The 15,124-nt window shown below is 37.0% G+C and carries 12 protein-coding genes; 6 read left to right on the top strand and 6 right to left on the bottom strand.

Going from position 1 to position 15,124, the window contains the following annotated elements; all coding sequences use genetic code 11:
- The 4 genes from A3EM_RS0135210 to A3EM_RS0135195 form a co-directional block, all read right to left on the bottom strand.
- The coding region (locus A3EM_RS0135210; protein ID WP_026210781.1) for a CHAT domain-containing protein at positions 1-3,141 on the bottom strand (3,141 nt) is incomplete at its 3' end.
- A gap of 50 nt (positions 3,142-3,191) precedes the next feature.
- The gene (locus A3EM_RS0135205; protein ID WP_020532962.1) at positions 3,192-3,929 is read right to left on the bottom strand and encodes a tetratricopeptide repeat protein; all 738 of its coding nucleotides are present in this window, start codon (positions 3,927-3,929) and stop codon (positions 3,192-3,194) included.
- Positions 3,926-4,474 (bottom strand): RNA polymerase sigma factor, encoded by a 549-nt coding sequence (locus tag A3EM_RS0135200; protein WP_020532961.1) that lies wholly within the window; start codon positions 4,472-4,474, stop codon positions 3,926-3,928. The genes A3EM_RS0135205 and A3EM_RS0135200 overlap by 4 nt, the downstream gene beginning before the upstream one ends.
- 123 nt (positions 4,475-4,597) lie before the next feature.
- Positions 4,598-5,731: a hypothetical protein gene (locus A3EM_RS0135195; protein ID WP_020532960.1), complete on the bottom strand. Its 1,134-nt coding sequence runs from the start codon at positions 5,729-5,731 to the stop codon at positions 4,598-4,600.
- Positions 5,732-6,118: 387 nt separating this feature from the next.
- On the opposite strand from A3EM_RS0135195, the gene A3EM_RS0135190 reads away from it, so the two are divergent.
- From A3EM_RS0135190 to A3EM_RS0135165, 6 genes are all read left to right on the top strand, one after another.
- Complete coding sequence (locus A3EM_RS0135190) at positions 6,119-6,904, top strand: hypothetical protein (RefSeq protein ID WP_020532959.1); 786 nt, start codon at positions 6,119-6,121, stop codon at positions 6,902-6,904.
- A 317-nt stretch (positions 6,905-7,221) separates the two neighbouring features.
- Complete coding sequence (locus A3EM_RS0135185) at positions 7,222-7,785, top strand: hypothetical protein (protein ID WP_026210780.1); 564 nt, start codon at positions 7,222-7,224, stop codon at positions 7,783-7,785.
- Positions 7,786-8,192: 407 nt separating this feature from the next.
- On the top strand, positions 8,193-9,248 hold the full coding sequence (locus A3EM_RS0135180; RefSeq protein ID WP_083925366.1) for a serine hydrolase domain-containing protein: 1,056 nt from the start codon (positions 8,193-8,195) through the stop codon (positions 9,246-9,248).
- A 103-nt stretch (positions 9,249-9,351) separates the two neighbouring features.
- Positions 9,352-9,831, top strand: a complete 480-nt coding sequence (locus A3EM_RS0135175) for a GNAT family N-acetyltransferase (RefSeq protein WP_020532956.1) — start codon at positions 9,352-9,354, stop codon at positions 9,829-9,831.
- A gap of 252 nt (positions 9,832-10,083) precedes the next feature.
- Positions 10,084-11,151: a glycoside hydrolase family protein gene (locus tag A3EM_RS0135170; protein WP_026210779.1), complete on the top strand. Its 1,068-nt coding sequence runs from the start codon at positions 10,084-10,086 to the stop codon at positions 11,149-11,151.
- Between the two features lie 62 nt (positions 11,152-11,213).
- Complete coding sequence (locus A3EM_RS0135165; protein WP_020532954.1) at positions 11,214-11,564, top strand: tRNA-binding protein; 351 nt, start codon at positions 11,214-11,216, stop codon at positions 11,562-11,564.
- Positions 11,565-11,681: 117 nt separating this feature from the next.
- Here A3EM_RS0135165 and A3EM_RS0135160 read toward each other — a convergent pair whose 3' ends face one another.
- Together A3EM_RS0135160 and A3EM_RS0135155 are read right to left on the bottom strand one after the other, a co-directional pair.
- Positions 11,682-14,204 (bottom strand): phosphocholine-specific phospholipase C, encoded by a 2,523-nt coding sequence (locus A3EM_RS0135160; protein ID WP_020532953.1) that lies wholly within the window; start codon positions 14,202-14,204, stop codon positions 11,682-11,684.
- Between the two features lie 192 nt (positions 14,205-14,396).
- Positions 14,397-15,035: an HmuY family protein gene (locus A3EM_RS0135155; protein ID WP_020532952.1), complete on the bottom strand. Its 639-nt coding sequence runs from the start codon at positions 15,033-15,035 to the stop codon at positions 14,397-14,399.
- Positions 15,036-15,124: the final 89 nt, after the last annotated feature.

Below are 15,124 nucleotides of genomic sequence, written 5' to 3'. Positions count from 1 at the left end.
AAATAAAGCGCCAGCCGCTAAAACCACTACCAATAGGAGTAGGGCAGACCAGAGTATGTTATTTTCCTGTATTTCCAGGGTATTATCTTTTCCCATTAATACCATTCCTCCCCAATAAAATGGATTTTTAAGGGCGCCTTTGGCGGAATTCAAATAAGTTAATTTGGCTGTTCTCAAAGCTTCACTTTTGGTTTTGCCTGCAGCAAGTTGCTCAAAAAATGCTTCTGTAATTTGCGTATTTACTTTTTCATCTACTTTCCAAAGAGACATCACTGTGCTTGGGCAACCTGCATATTGCATGCTGTAGGCCAGGGAAATCATTCCCTCTCCTTTTTTTATTCCCCCCAGGCCACTTTCACAGGCATTGAGTACTGCCAATTCTGCATTTAATTGCAAACCAAATAATTCATAAGCATGCAAATAACCATCTTCATTTTGTCTGCCTACTTCTTTTGCCAATACCAATTTGGAGCGAAGCGGGTCAACCGCATTGGTAATGGCATGTGTACCGAAATACAAAACTCCCGCTTTGTTTATATTTTTTTTCACATTGCTTTCGGTTGCCTGTAAGCCCACATAAGCGGTATTTTCAAATTTATCCTGCAAGGTATTGGCTAGTTTCACTGTCCAGGGCTGTCTTACTGTTTGCAGGTAGGATTCATCTACCTCATCCAATGTGTCAATATTTTGTTGGTAAGCGGTTTTGAGTTCTTCTTCAAAACCCGGTGCAATGGAAATGATAGTTCCTTTTTTGGTATCGGTATCTTCTGCAAAATAAGTATTGAAAGAAAGTGCGTAACTGATGTTGTAATCATAAATCAAAAAATCATCATCGCTGGCGGATTTGGAGAGGGTTTCCAGGTTGAGGTAAAATATAGGGCCGGTAGGAACTACAACTACTTTTTCTCCATTCAGAACAGACTCAATAGGTTTCCATAAATACTGATGCAGCGAATGGCCATGAGTTCTAATTTTCATTTCATCCTGCTGAATGAGTGCACTTTTCCAATGAGCAATAGTCGCATCAATCTTATTTTGGTCACCCAAATATTTAAATTCGACCTTTTCTGAGTTAACAAGAAGCGCATAATAAGCTGTATCATCCTGCATATATTCTACCAGACTTTCTCCCTTTTTTAAGAAAGATTGTATTTCTTGTAATGAAGGAATTGTGTTGTTGAACTTGAGCTGATGATAGGCAGGGTAGGCTTCTGCCAAGTGAGTGATGTGTTTATTCAGAGCTTCTTTAGCCTCCAGTAATTGTTGTTTGAGGTCATTGGAAGCTGTGTTTTCAATAAGTTGCTGGTTCAGGTCACTTACTTGTTGTTTTAACAACTTTTCTTGTTGAATGATGGAATCCGGAATACCCGCAAAAGACTGGATTTTTTCATCCTGCATATCGCGCAATAATGCAGCCCGTCCATATTCAGAAAATTTGTATGCTGAGTGTAAATACTTGCTTTCCTTGGTTTGGGCATACAACTGATGATAAATACCAATTAGTTTATTGAATAATTGGGTGTTGTCTTTTATGAGGATGCTTTTGGTATAAGGGTCAATAAACTGTTTTCTTAAATTTTCGGAAATGGTGATATATTTATTGGAGTAAGCTTGAAGGCTTGTTAAAATACTATCATTTCCTATAGCCTGATATTGTTGATATAAATAGCTGATATATTCATTAAGCACCACTAAATTATTGGGCATCATAACCGTTGAGGTATCCTTTTCTGTTCCTTTTATTAAGCTAAGGGCTTTAGCAAAATAGGCATCTCCGCTTTGCCAATCCTTTTCCTCAGCTGCGAGTAGAGCTAATAGGGTGATATTTTGAGCATACTCTGAAGACTGAGCCATTCCCAGCTGTTCATAGATCCGGTTTGAGGTGTAGATACTTTCTTTTGCTTCTTTCAAATTTCCTTTTTCTTGTAAAATATCTGCCAGTGTATAGTGGTGTGTGGCTAACTGGTAGGCATTTTTATCTAATTTTTCAGAAAGAATTTTGTTGGAGATTTGAATATAATGCCATGAAGAATCCAGTGTGCCAATTTGCTGAAAACAGATGGCCATGTTTTCGCTATTCAAGCCTTCCTGCAGGCTGCCTGCCCCATAATTGGAAACAATAATAGGTCGTACTTTCTTAAGGTAAAACAGGGTTTGGTCATAATTCCCTGACTCTTCCAGTGCAATGCCCAACACTTCTAAGGGATTAATTAGTGCGTAGTGATTGGGATGGTAAAGTTTATTTCGCAACGCAATACAAGCTTCCATGTAATCTTTGGTTCTGCCATAATCCCCAAGAAAATAATAGTAAACCCCCAGGGCATAATAAGCACTGGCTATGCCTTTTTGGTTATCTAAAGCGCGATGAATTTTAAATGCTTGCTCGGTGTAGGTGATGGCTTCCTGGTAGTTTTCTTCTGCTCTCGATATATTGGAAAGATTACTTAGGCAAACTGCCAGATCGCTTGATATGGGCCCTAATTTTTCCTCACATACTTTTTTCGATTTTAAATAAAAACTTTTTGATTTTTGAAAATCGTTGGCTCTGTAATAACAATTGCCCAGGCCATTGTAAATTTCGGTAAACCGCACAGAAGAAGTGTCCAGGTTTTCCTGATAGAACTGATAGGCTTTTTCAATATAAACAATTCCTGAATCGTATTGGGCCAGCCTTTCAAAACTCAGGGCCGCGTAAAAAAGTGCATCTGCAAGAATAACCTTTCCTTCTTCCCAATTTTTGCTTTTCTGTGCTACAGAAAGGTGTTGAGCCAGAGCTTTATCCAATTCGGATTTTTTGGTGTAATATTCTCCTTTTATAATCTCAAAAGGGTAAATGGCTTCTTTTTCTGATGTTGGTTCAATAAGTCCTTCCCCCAATTTTACCAATGAATCTGCTACAGCCAAATCCGACCGAAGGAGTGCCACATTCAATAAGCCGGTTACCGCTTTCAATTTGATATTGGAGTCTTTTTGCTGATAGGCCCGGGAGTAGTAATCATTAGCAGAATCGAGTTTATCGAACTGATAACTTCTTTTGCCCAGCTCCAGCAATTGTGTTGGGGATTGTGCACAAAGCTGGGAAAAACAAATAAACAAAAACAGGGCTGTGATGCTGAGTTTATTTGGATGGCTAATTTTCATTGTGTTACAGTTTACTATTAATTATTTAGCCCTTTGAGTTTTTAATTTTTTTATTCTATTTCCTGAGAAAGCTTTTGGGCCTGACTATAAAATGCATGCTTAGAATCTGATAAAATGTCTTTCAAGCCTAATTTTACCTGATCGGGTTGCTCGTTCTTTAGATAAGCCAGTACCAGTAACCAATCTGCTTTTTCTTTAAATGAAGATGCAGTTGTATTTTGAATTTTTGATAAATAGGCAAAGGCTTCCGTTGTATTTTCCTGATACAATAAACTTGTGCCCAGGTAATAAGTAATTGTATCTGTACTTCCGGAGGCTTCTTCCAGAGCACGAAACTTCTCTACAGCCATTTCATAGTTTCCTTCACTGAAATAAGACATGGCATCATACAATTCATACTTTTCTGATTGGCTCATCAAAATGGGCAAACCAGGGTCCTGATACAAATGGGCTTCATAAAGGTTAGGCTGGCTATTGAAATAAAGTCCTATAAATGCGGCTACAGCTAAAGTGAGTGAAGCAGCAGCCCAATACCATGAGCGATTACTGCGCTCGGGTTTTATGGAAATTACTTTAGTTTCTTGTTGGTGTGATGACGTATCGGATAAAGTATCTTGAAGCTGTTGGCGAAGTCCAATGGCTTCCACTGCCAGTTTGCTTTTTCTTAACCACGCAATTTCTTCATCTAATGTAGGGCGTTCTTCTTCACTTACCTGACTTTCCAGCTGCTCACGGGTAAGCCCTCCATCCAGGTAAGCTTCAATTTTTTCTATTAGTTGTGGATTCATAGTGCTAAATTTCTCTTTTTATAGAGTTCTTTGAGGTTTTGCATGCAGCGATATTTGTTGTTTTTGGCTGTTTTTTCAGTAAAGCCCATTTCATGAGCAATTTCTTTGAGAGAGCTTTTTTTATAGTAAAATAAGTGTAATAATTTTTGGCAGGCATCTCCTAACTGTTTGATAACCAGAGTCAGTTCATTGATTTGCTCATATTCCTCTTCCATGGCATCGAGTTGGGCAGCATCCGCTATGCCTACTTCTTCATCTATATCTTTCACAATTTTCCTCTTCCTCAGTTTGCTTATCCAAATATTGCGGCATAAGGCAAAAAGATAAGTCCCAATTTGAGTATCCGCCTGTAATTGAAATTTTCCCTGAACAATATTTGACCATAGTGCAATTATCCCTTCCTGGAAAATATCTAAAGCTTCATCTTCAGCACCACTATTTTTCCGTACCATATGGATAATGCGATCTTTATATTGTTTGTAGAGGTACAAAAATGTTTGGTTATCTTTCCGGGCAATACCTTCAAATATTTCCTTATTTGTCACGAATAAAACTAATTAGTGGAAGAAAAAAACAGCATTCCAATTTAGTTTTATCACCTTTAAAATCCAAAACATTCCTGCTGGCTAAAAAGCCAGCAGGATGTGTTGTTCACAGGTTATAGTTTTTTACCACTCTGTTTGTTGCCACTCTGTATTGTTCATATTAGGGTCCTGGTTAGGGTTATAAAAATAGTCATCAGTACCAATGTATTCGTTATTGCTATTCATATAGTATTGGTTATAGCCCGATTCTACTTTTACTCCTTCTCCAGTATATGGATTGGTTACATCTTGCTGTTCCCAAATACCATTGACATATTGTTCCTGCATTCTATTTGAAGAATTACTATTATTCCTGTATGTTTCCATAGACATGCGGTTAATTTCATTATAAGTGTTTACATGATTTTTATTCCAGGCATCAAAGTTCGCCTGGTTGTTTCTCATTTTCTGATTGTGGTTGCTCCAGGCAACTTGAGACTTTTGCTTTTCCCTTTGGTTATGGGCAGCTACAAACTGAGGATTCACTCTGATGTTAGCCAAAGAATTTACAAATACCTTTTTGTCTTTATTATAATTTTGTGATTTGGTAGTCAATTGGTCTCCATAGCACATGGACATGCTGCCATATTGAGATTCCGTTAAGGTAAAGTGTAATATAATCATAGATTTCTTTCCTTCTGATGGCAAATCAAACTCAATTCCAATAGCATCATGTGTATTTCTGCAAGGCATAGCCTGCCAGTACATGCTATACATTTTTTGGTCCATAGCAATTATTTCCGGAAGTCGATACTGATTGGTCACCTGGCCACCTACTTTTTGTATGGCAGGCATAACATGTTGTTGAATTACCCCATCAATAGATCTTATCCAGTTGGGTTGCATATTGTATGTTTGCAGTCCTACCTGAATTGTTTCCGCTCCTTCCGGAGATTTAAATCCTCTCCCTGTATTTTGCCAATTGGCAGGTAAAAGCATTTTACTACTTTCCATTCCTGTTTTAGGATTTTTAATGGAGTGCCAGATTAAATTATCTGATCCGGGATTGATACTATTATTTTGCATGGTATTACTTGAGTTAAAAGTATTTGATGTGGGGTTAGCTTCATTGTAAGCACCATTATTCAGGCCTTCCTGATACATAGTTTCCTGGTAGGCTTCATTTTCATAAGGACTTTCCTGATATGATTCAGATTGACCACAAGAAGCTGTTGAATAAACAATTGAGATGAGCGATAAAAGAGTGATTAGTTTCATGGTAAAAAAGTTTTATTAATTGATTTACTCTTGTATCGCAGGTCGAAATGAAAGGTCATCAAAAAAAAATATTTTTTTTCAAAATAACTATTGAGAGGCGCTATAAGCTGTTTATTTGTGCTTATTTTTTTGAGTCACCTGAGTATTTCATTGTCTTTGTTTGAGCAAAGTTGTATTGCGTCCTTCACTTTTTGAGCATTTAAAATGCAATACCCCCCTCCAGGCAGATGAATAGAATTGTCGCTCATGAAATGTTAGGCTCATGATGTTGACCGGGTTATGAGTAGTTGAAAAAAACTTGTATTTACTTGATGACTTTTTGAAGGCTTTTACTATCAACAAATAGCTTGTATTTAATTCAATTACTCAATCTTACCATTTACTGCCATGTTAAAAGAAAAAAAAATAAAATCTTGTCTCTCTGTTTTTTATAAATTTTTACTCCTTTTCTTATTTATCAGCAGCTGCGGAGATGATGATGTCAACCCCAACGTACAAACCGCCAACTCCCAGCTTTGCAATGAAGTAGTAGGACCAAAGGCCATATATTGGGATATTTCAAACGGCATTCCCCGCACCGATTTGCCCAATGGTTTACCTCCCGTGGTAAATAATATAGGAGGTACTTTTTCTCATCCCGATTTTCCTTTATTGGGTTTTAACTATCCGGTTGGATGGAATCCCGTAGCCTTAAGAGGTCCTGGCACAGTAGGAGTAAACCTGGTAAGGCAGGATGGAAATGGCTTATGGCGGTGGTTTAGTACGCCTGTAAATGGCTTTGTAGGAGCAAGACAACTAAGGGATTTTGAAATTACACAGATGAAGCAAAACCTGGGTTTGTCCAATAATGTAACCACTGTATGTGTGAATGAAGGAAGTGTAAACACTACTCCAGGAATAATACAAAGTTTTTCCAATATCCTTATTACTGCTGACGGATTTACCGCTTTAATAGCTGCCAATACCACCAATGTTGAGAGCTTGCCCAACAGTACTTTTACCAATGTACAGGTAGCCATTGGTCCCTCTGCAACATTTGATGAATTAATTTTTGATGTATACCTGGCCATAGGTTTCCAATTGTTGTACGGTGGGGAAAAAGAGCGGGACTCTGATGGGGATGGTACCATAGATGCCCTCGACAGGTTTCCAAATGATCCTACCAGGGCTTAAAAAAAGTAGAATGGAAAAGGATGTTACCCAGGGAAGGTCATAGTTCCTATACGCAGGAAGAGACCCTTATCTTTTGAAGAAATAGACACTTACAATATTGATATATAAAAAATGCTAAGAGCGTATTTAAAATTTAGGTTTTCAAGCGAGGTTTCATAAATGGGCGTTTGCAGTGAAACAGTTAAAATTTTAACATGTTCTAAAATAAAATGAAAATTTATTAGATTAGGGAAAATTAAAATTTAGTACAGGAAAAAGGCTAGGTTTTAAATTTTTTATTCAAATGTAACCTGTAATTGTAGACAAAAATTATTGTTATGAAATCTGTTATTAGTATTTTAATTACTTTCCTAATGATATTTGGTTGTGATGACAAGGATCCTATTAATGATGAGTTTGAGCAATACACCGGGAATTATAAAACCATTTCTTTTAAATCAAACATAGCAGTTGATTTAAATAATGATAAGGTAACTTCAAAAGAACTAATAAATGAGATCAACTCATTCGACTTTAATGATTTGGAAATAAGGCCTCATGAAAACCAATTAAATTCAACTAAATTAATTTCATTCTTCTTCCCGAAAACCTGGATATCTTTTCAATACCCTGGCAGCCCTGAAGGCTGGGTGGAGTTTTTGGATTATGGTTTTTCTACTACCTACCAGTTTAAAGACAATTCATTTTCTTTAATGGAAAACAGCTTTGTAGAAGAATCATATATCAACAATGTGGAAAGCAACAAGGAAGTAAAAATTAATAGCGATTTAACAGTAATTGATGATAAGCATTTAAAAATTTCTATTTCTAAAGAATATTATGATTTTAATACTAGTAACTGGGTTATGTTAGATCTTGAAATTTTGTATGAGAAATATTAATAACTAAATGTACAGCTGAATATCTTATTTACCACTCAAGGATATCAATATAATATAATTAGAGGTAGTTTGTAAAAAAGGATATTTCCAGGCATGGTTCTTTACTTAAAAAGATACCAATAAGTATGACTTCATATTTGTTACGGTGGGAAAAGTACATTTGGAAGGTGTAAACCTTTAATAAAGGAAAAAGAAAAATTTAAGCCTTTAATTGATAGGGAATATTCATTGGATACCATTTGTAAAGTTTACGAATACGTAATTTCAGGGCAAAAGAAAATTAATGTATAAATTGAAAAGAGCGCATAATGGGAAGGTGATGGCCTTTGTGAGTATATTTTGGTAGTGCTGCGAGAATTAAAGCTGACCGTTCTACATGCACCATAACCTAAAAAATAAAAAACACTATGAGGGCAATTCCTTTTATGTTGATAATTCCATTTTTATGCTTTAGTGCGGGTTGTAAAGGTCAGCAATCCATGCAAAACCAACTGACTGAACTTAAGAAGCGTATTGAATCTGGTGATTATCCAAATATCGATGCCATTGTGGTTGCCAGTGATAACAAAATAATGCTGGAGGAATATTTTAACGGTTCTAAAAGGGAGGACTTGCACGATACCCGTTCTTCATTCAAATCCATTACCAGCCTGCTGGCTGGTATTGCAATTGATCAGGGTTTATTTAAAGTGGAGGATGAAATCCATAAGTTTATTACGGAATGGAAAAATGATCCAAGAGGAAAAATTAGGGTAAAAGACCTGCTGGAAATGAAATCGGGATTGGCTTGTGAAGGTTTTTTTGAAATCGGTCCTGACTGCGAATCGGAGATGTGGGAAACAGATGACTGGCTTGGGTATATTCTTAATATTCCCCTTAGACATGAACCGGGACTAAATTGGGCATACACGTCTATGGAACCGGAGCTTGTGGGAATAATTATTTCAAGAACCAGCAAAATGAACTTGAAGGATTTTGCCAGAAAGTACCTATTTGAGCCACTTGGTATAGAAAGTTATGAATGGTTTGTTACTCCGAATGGCGGAGGCTATGCCGCAGGATCTTTCTTTATGAAACCTATCGATATGTGGAAGATTGCTCAATTGGTTTTGAACAATGGAATTTGGGAGGGACAGGAAATTGTAAGCCAAAACTGGATAAATGAATCAACTATATGCAACACTGATGTAGAAATGTCATTTGTACGTTTTGCCAGAACCGAAAATGCAAAATACACTACAGCTAAATATGGCTATTTTTGGTACCGTGAATTATTGCAATACAAAAATATTAAAACTGAAGTATTATTTGCATCTGGTAATGGAGGGCAATACATGATGATATTAGAGGAGTACAATGCTGCAATTGCATTTACCGGAAGTAACTATGGAAACTGGAGGGGAAAATTACCTTTCGACATTCTTTTAAAATACCTTATCCCAATAATTGAAAGCGAGAGATAAAAACAGGAAACAGGTGTATAAAATGTATATGCCAGCAGAATTTTATAATTGTTCTCCTAGTTTTAATCCGTTCAGGCTAGCAGGGTTCCTTATAGTATAATAGATGGAATTTAGAAGTTATCATTCGAAGGACAAAGTTCGGATATTGGAAATATTCAGGTCAAATTTCCCGAAATATTTTGTGGAATGTGATGCGCTGGATTTGATTGATTTTTTGGATAATTATGCTGACGAAAATTATTTAGTGGTTATTGAAAATGGAAAAATAATTGGCTCAGGAGGACATTATACCAAATCAAATATGCATGGAATTGCCTGGGTGATGTTCGAAAGGAATTTGATTGGACACAAGAACCTGCTTAAGTTTTCAGATGAATTTTTTAACAAAATTGAAGACAACATAAAAGGGGAGGGAAAATATTTTCCAGTTTCCATCAATACCACACAGTTGATGGAAAAACTTTTCAAGAGATACGGTTTTGAAACAGTTGAAGTAATCGATAACGGATTTGGAAAGGGCCTTGATGAATACAAGATGACAAAAAAATTTCAGCGGGAAAATAATCACGCAGAGAAGTATTGAAGTAGGACAGAGACAGATACTTTAAAGCACTGGTGTGGGATGTCACAATAACATACCATTTTGAATTAAAGGCAGATTGATGTTCCACCGATCATGAAATATTTAGTCTATAGATTGGAAAGTCAGCGGCTAATGATAAATTTGATACAAAATGTAGAATGGAATGAGGTGGACAGATCATAATTGCCCATTCCGTTTTTTAAAACGAATATTTTTAGGCCAATCGATCATGGGAAAACTGAATACCTTAGGATGAAAAAGATATTTTTAAATGTTGCAGTGGTATTAAGTATAATGTCATTGTCAGGATGTAATCAAACAAGTACCTCATTAAACAAGGTAGTGTCACAGGAGGAGATGGAGAAAGTTTATCATGAGATTAAAACACCATTTAAATATGGTGTAATTTTCCAGCATCCTGATACCACCAAAATGGTTGATTCACCTACTATTTTTCGAAATAATAATACCTGGTATATGACCTATATTGTTTTTGATGGTCAGGGTTATGAAACTTGGTTAGCGGAAAGTAATGATTTGCTCAATTGGGAATCCAAAGGGAAGCTATTGTCCTTTACCGAAAATACCTGGGATGCCAACCAAAAAGCCGGATATGTTTCCCTTGTAAACACAGATTGGGGAAGTGATTATGCTGTGGAGAAATACAAAAACAAATACTGGATGACCTACCTGGGTGGCAATACAGCTGGTTATGAATCAGGCACTTTAAAAATTGGTATGGCAAATTCTTCCACTTTAACTAAAGCTGAGTTATGGCAAACAAATGATGTTCCTTTGTTGTCTCCGGAAGATAAAGATGCTCGTTGGTTTGAAAACAAAACAATTTACAAAAGCCTGGTCATTCGCGATAAAGAAAGACATACCGGACATCCTTTTGTGATGTATTATAATTCCAAAGGTGATACGGCAGATTACGAAAGTATTGCCATGGCCGTGTCGGATGATATGATCACATGGAAACGTTTTGGGAAAGATCCTGTGATTACGAAAGGCAAAGGCATTTGTGGAGATGCACAAATCGCCAGATACAACGACCTGTATATTATGTTTTATTTTGGAGCATTTTGGAAACCCGGTGCTTTTGAACGATTTGCCTGCTCTTACGATTTGATAAACTGGACCGATTGGGGAGGAGAGGACTTAATAGCACCTTCAGAAAAATTTGACGAGCAATATGCCCACAAACCCTGGGTAATAATGTGGAAAGGAGTTGTTTACCATTTTTATAATGCAGTAGGGGACAGGGGTAGGGTAATTGCCTTAGCCACATCAAAAGACCTTAAAAAGCAACCTCTATAACATCTTGTACAATATTTTATAAATCAAAAATTTAGAAACTAATCAAAAATAGAATTATTGAAATGGAACAAAAAGAGGAAAAGGGATTGACCTGGGACGAATTTATGAAAGTAGAAATGAGAGTAGGTACTATTATTTCTGCTGAAGAATTTAAGGAAGTAAGAAACCCGGCCTATAAAATGATTATAGATTTTGGGAAATTAGGCACAAAAAAAACTTCAGCACAAATCACCAAACTTTATGATCCGGAAAAATTAATCGGAAAGCAGGTGATAGTCGTGGTGAATTTCCCACCCAAACAAATTGCTAACTTCATGAGTGAATGTTTGGTTTTGGGTGGTGTTGGGGAAAATAAAGAAGTGACTTTAATTGAACCGGAAAGAAAAGTAGAAAATGGAACCAGAATTGGGTAATAAATTTTCGGGTATAATCATAATGCATCAAATTCAGTGGGCCAGGACCCACTGAATTTCTTCCTATTGTTATCTAATCCAATTGAGGATTAAGTTTGGTATTGCCACTCCAAAATTTCAACCCATCAAAGGATCTGAAATACTGTCTTTACCTGTTTCCCACCTTCCTGCATAACTTACCTTAAAGCACTCACTTTCAAGGGATTTAATGGTGAAATCATACCACCCGTCACTTGTAGAAGTATCCAGCAAAACAGATTCCACTGCCTCAGGAGCAATTTCTATTTGCTTTTCCTGATTTTGATAAGAGGTTTCTACCAGATTTAGTTTAAAAGGTTTGGTTTGAGCTAAGTTTTTGAGTTGGATATTTAAGCTTTGGGAAAAAGTCTGATTTTTCTTTACCGGGCTACAGGTGATTTCAATTTTAGGACCCTGGTTGTCTCCAATAAATTCCCTAAAATAACCATTAGGACCATAAACTCTCAAATGATATTGCCCATTTTCAAAATTTTCAATTGGCCATTGATATTCAATTTCATCCCCTGATTTTACTGCAAATGCCCAGGTTTTTACCGGTTCAAAAGTATTTGTCTTTGCATCTAAATAATTACCGGGAGCATAAACATTAAATGGCGCACCAAGTGCCTGTTTACCAAAAATTTGCTGTGCCGCCTGAAAACGGATACTAAAATATTTACCATCTTCACTCATTTTTCCATCCACATAAAGTTCATACTTAAGGGCATTGGAAGGCTTGGTACCAGGTTCTTGCCGGGGCATAATTGATGATTTTTTAAGGTCTAATCCAATTTCTCTGGCTTCCTCCTCATTTAAAGTTTTAAATGTTTCAGGTAATTCCTTAAAACGGGCATTGTAAATTTTCTGGACATGCTGATTTCTATCCACCCATTCCGGAAGATCAATTTTTTCTCCGTTAAAAGGCCTGAAGGTGGAAGTTAAATCCCCACTAATGGCCCTTCTCCAGGAACTTATATTGGGTTCTTCCACCGGTTTTCCGGTTTTTTTGGAAAGGAAATTTTCCAGAAACTGAATGGTTGAGGTGATATCACAAACTTCTGAATTTACCCAACCCCCACGAGACCATGGAGAAGCTATAATCAAAGGCACTCTGTATCCTAATCCTACAGGGCTGGTTCGGGCATCTTTTTCTTTAAAACCCTCTTTCATTTCATCTGCTTTGGTCACAAATTCCCCGGTAACATCCAGCCCTGTAGATATCTTGCCATTATCTGAATCATTGGGATCAGGAGCTACAAATGGCGGAACATGATCGAAATATCCATCGTTCTCATCATAATTGAGAATGAAAATAGTTTTTTTCCATACTTCAGGATTTTGGGTTAAAATATCCATCACCTCCGAAACATACCATGCGCCATACCAGGGTGCACTTGGGTGGTCAGAAAATTTTTGAGGAGCCACTACCCAGGAGACCGTTGGTAAATTTCCTTCCTTCACGTCTTTTCTAAATTGATGTAAAATATCTCCTTTAGGCACTTTGGTAATCCGTTCTTCGCCATTATCCGTAAAAGCCATTTCTTCTACCTTATGATAATCAGGATCTCCAATATTGGTGGTAAAGGCTTTTTGATGAAGTTTTTTTTCCCGTTCAGATAGCCTTTTATATTGCTCTGGATTCCAGTTTTTGAGATATTCCGATAACTGGGCAATGTCCTCTTTTTTTGCGGCTATTTCTTTTGTTAGTTCTGCTTTATCAGAACCAGCCTTTACTAATTTTTTTTCGAGAACTTTTAATTCTTTTGGAAGTTCTTTTTGTCGTTTTATTAAATATTCATAATGCCCGGGACTAAAGCGGACCCCAAACTGGGAAAACCATTCCAGGTTATTATCTGTGAAATTTGCCAGCAGCGAACTGTCTTCTACATTGGTGGGAAGGCTAATTTCATTTTGGTAAACTTTCCAGGAAATGCCATGATCTTCGAGTCTTTCGGGAAAAGTAGGCCAGTTCACTTCATTGCTGTAACCCATTTCCCCATTTCTCACCTTTGCCTTATCAGTGGGTGATTGATGTGTTTTCCCGGTCCAGAAGTAATTTCTGTTTGTAGTTGTTCCGGTAAGTGCAGCGCAGAAATTTTGGTCACAAACGGTAAACGCATCGGCCAGGGCATAATAAAAAGGAATATCCTCACGGCTATAATATCCCATAGTCAGGGGAACGTGTTCAAATTCTTTTTCACCAGGTCTTTTGGCCTCAATCCAGCCATTATATTTGCCATTATTCCTGGCATCTACCTGATTTTCCCAGGAGTGGGGGATATCTCCCATCCAGGTTGCTTTTGTTTTTTGTAAGTCAAGCCGAAAAGGAGCAAACCGATTGCCTTTGTTGTCTGGTTGTAACCATACAGGGTTTTGATCTGGCAATGAAATCGCTCTCGGGTCATTGAATCCACGGACTCCTTTGAGCATTCCAAAACAATGATCGAAAGACCGGTTTTCCTGCATCAACATGACAACATGTTCTGCATCGTAAAAAGTGGTTCCGGGATCTGGAGAGATAGCCAGCGCTTTTTCAATTGACAAAGGTAAAACATTCCAAACTCCTGCTCCTCCGGTTAGTAGGGCCGCTTTTTTTAGAAAACCTCTTCTAGAATCATTCATATTATTTTATAACAATTACGACTTTTTTAATGATAGTACCAAGTTGGCTTCTAAATAAATAAAAAATAGTGGAACCCCAATCTACAAAATTGATTTGTTCCACTATTTAAGAATATTTCTATCTGTATTAACCCAAAAGTCATTGCAGGTTAATATTCAGATTTTGACACTAAGAATAATTATTCTTTTGCCCTAAAAACTGGTATTTGCCTCAGTTTGGACTACATACCTGAAAGTATAATAACCATAAGTAGCCCTTGTAGCGAGGTCTTCAAATTCCGAAGTTGAAGTATCTGGATTTCCTTCATAAATACTTAAAATCTCAACCTTGGCGTATTTTCCATCTCCGGTTTTCACCATAATCACTTTGCCAGGAATAGGTAAAATGGCGTGAGCAGGACTACCAGTTGGACCGGTGTAAGTATACCAACCATTTTCTGAACCAGTAGGGATAGCCAGACTTTCTTCAGTATCTGTATTGAAACCAGTTTCCGGAACTGTTTTTATATCCTCAAAAATACCTTCTACAATCATTGCTCCCCCATTTCCAGGACCGGAAACACCACTATTGGTAAGGATAGTTGTTTTAGAAAATGCCAAATCCCATTTGGTTGAATTAGAATCGGATTTTGCCAAAATAATTCCTTCGTCAAGGTCATAAAAAGTATAACTTGGTGGAGCTCCATTTGCTCCGTCCGGATTCGCAGGAATATCCTCGGCTGTTTGTACTTCCAGCTCTACAATTTCCGGTTCGTCACTATCATCACAAGATGAAAAAGCAAAAATCGACAATAGGGAGAACATATAAATTTGATAAAATTTATTTTTCATTTTGTTAAAAAGTTAAGTTGTTTAAAAAAAATTGATGGCCTATTCCTCAATTTGAACTGCAGGAGGAAATTTGCCGAAAAAGTTTATTT

The organism is Flexithrix dorotheae DSM 6795, assembly GCF_000379765.1.
GTDB lineage: Bacteria > Bacteroidota > Bacteroidia > Cytophagales > Flammeovirgaceae > Flexithrix > Flexithrix dorotheae.
Note: the sequence above shows the minus strand (reverse complement) of the source record. Positions and strands in the feature narration are given on the sequence as shown.

What these genes read in the sequence shown, in the direction of transcription:
- A3EM_RS0135195 (WP_020532960.1), bottom strand. Translation starts at nt 5,731, where the DNA reads ATGAAACTAATCACTCTTTTATCGCTCATCTCAATTGTTTATTCAACA.
- A3EM_RS0135180 (WP_083925366.1), top strand. Translation starts at nt 8,193, where the DNA reads ATGAGGGCAATTCCTTTTATGTTGATAATTCCATTTTTATGCTTTAGT.
- A3EM_RS0135190 (WP_020532959.1), top strand. Translation starts at nt 6,119, where the DNA reads ATGTTAAAAGAAAAAAAAATAAAATCTTGTCTCTCTGTTTTTTATAAA.
- A3EM_RS0135175 (WP_020532956.1), top strand. Translation starts at nt 9,352, where the DNA reads ATGGAATTTAGAAGTTATCATTCGAAGGACAAAGTTCGGATATTGGAA.
- A3EM_RS0135170 (WP_026210779.1), top strand. Translation starts at nt 10,084, where the DNA reads ATGAAAAAGATATTTTTAAATGTTGCAGTGGTATTAAGTATAATGTCA.
- A3EM_RS0135165 (WP_020532954.1), top strand. Translation starts at nt 11,214, where the DNA reads ATGGAACAAAAAGAGGAAAAGGGATTGACCTGGGACGAATTTATGAAA.
- A3EM_RS0135205 (WP_020532962.1), bottom strand. Translation starts at nt 3,929, where the DNA reads ATGAATCCACAACTAATAGAAAAAATTGAAGCTTACCTGGATGGAGGG.
- A3EM_RS0135155 (WP_020532952.1), bottom strand. Translation starts at nt 15,035, where the DNA reads ATGAAAAATAAATTTTATCAAATTTATATGTTCTCCCTATTGTCGATT.
- A3EM_RS0135185 (WP_026210780.1), top strand. Translation starts at nt 7,222, where the DNA reads ATGAAATCTGTTATTAGTATTTTAATTACTTTCCTAATGATATTTGGT.
- A3EM_RS0135160 (WP_020532953.1), bottom strand. Translation starts at nt 14,204, where the DNA reads ATGAATGATTCTAGAAGAGGTTTTCTAAAAAAAGCGGCCCTACTAACC.